Origin of the sequence: Paenibacillus sp. tmac-D7 (genome assembly GCF_006519665.1) — a bacterium.
Taxonomy (GTDB): domain Bacteria; phylum Bacillota; class Bacilli; order Paenibacillales; family NBRC-103111; genus Paenibacillus_G; species Paenibacillus_G validus.
On the sequence record NZ_VIDW01000122.1, the window covers coordinates 1 to 955 of the forward strand.

Annotated in this window: 2 protein-coding genes; one reads left to right on the forward strand and one right to left on the reverse strand. The window is 43.7% G+C overall.

Going from position 1 to position 955, the window contains the following annotated elements; genetic code table 11:
- Positions 1–194, forward strand: a 194-nt coding sequence (locus tag FKP33_RS26740) for a hypothetical protein (RefSeq protein WP_219996700.1), incomplete at its 5' end; no start/stop codon positions are given.
- A gap of 124 nt (positions 195–318) precedes the next feature.
- Here FKP33_RS26740 and FKP33_RS26745 read toward each other — a convergent pair.
- Positions 319–630: a hypothetical protein gene (locus FKP33_RS26745; protein ID WP_141336832.1), complete on the reverse strand. Its 312-nt coding sequence runs from the start codon at positions 628–630 to the stop codon at positions 319–321.
- Positions 631–955 lie beyond the last annotated feature (325 nt).

Below are 955 nucleotides of genomic sequence, written 5' to 3' on the forward strand. Positions count from 1 at the left end.
AGGATACCATGGAATTAATGGAAGGCATGCGGGTTGTCGTCGTCAAAGCAACAGGCGAGTTAAGGTCGTATGAAATGGTTACAGTCGTCGACATCAAGGGTGATGAGGTCGTCGTAGGCGATATGACAGGGGATTTGCACAACGTGCGGATAGACAATATCCAGATCTTAACTCCTGATCCTGATCATCACTAAACCCGATATTCAAAACCGGTAAAGAAATGCTGTAAGCATGAACAAGGGACTTCCCGTTGGCGGGAAGTCCCTTGTTCATTTTCATAAGATACAAAGAACAGATATGCCTAGAGAACGATTCTATTTAATCATACTTGTCCTCGTCGATTCTGCTCTTATGTTCAAGGATAAGTTCGGCCTCGGTTTCAAAGTTCAAATGGAGCGGCTCCGGAAGCAGATCGAGAATATGCTTGATCAGAGGCAGCTCTGCCAATTCCTCGAGTGTCTGCGGTCGTTGATCTAACCCGTAAACCCACTCGCGTACAGCATCGATAAACTTATAGAAAGAAGCTTCAAATTCATCCGCAGTCGATTCCGCTTCATCGTTTTCCGACCCCGCCATAGACTTCCAGTTTTTTAAAGCCGCTTCTAACGTCTGCTCGACTTTCGCGTCCATCCTGTAACCTCCCGATAAGGATATCTGTGTTCTTCATGTTCGCTTTGATCTATTATACCAGCCTTATGCAGGATCAGCTAAAACGCCTCGCTGCCGCCGGCAACATCGCATCAAAGCAAGCTGCAACAATAGGCATGCATCAGGTTATAATAATAGATGATAATGAGAATCATTATTGACAAATGAACTGAAATCGAAATACAATTAAAGTCTTACGAATCGGGATAATTGGTCTCTCCAAGTTTTATTGACACTCCGTGTAACGCTAATTATTATACGTTCCTTATTTCTTATACCTGCTTGCCAATTCCAAAGCATGACATTG

Bases quoted from the DNA above. Each gene is read 5' to 3' on its own strand.
- FKP33_RS26745 (WP_141336832.1), bottom strand. From the start codon at position 630: ATGGACGCGAAAGTCGAGCAGACGTTAGAAGCGGCTTTAAAAAACTGG.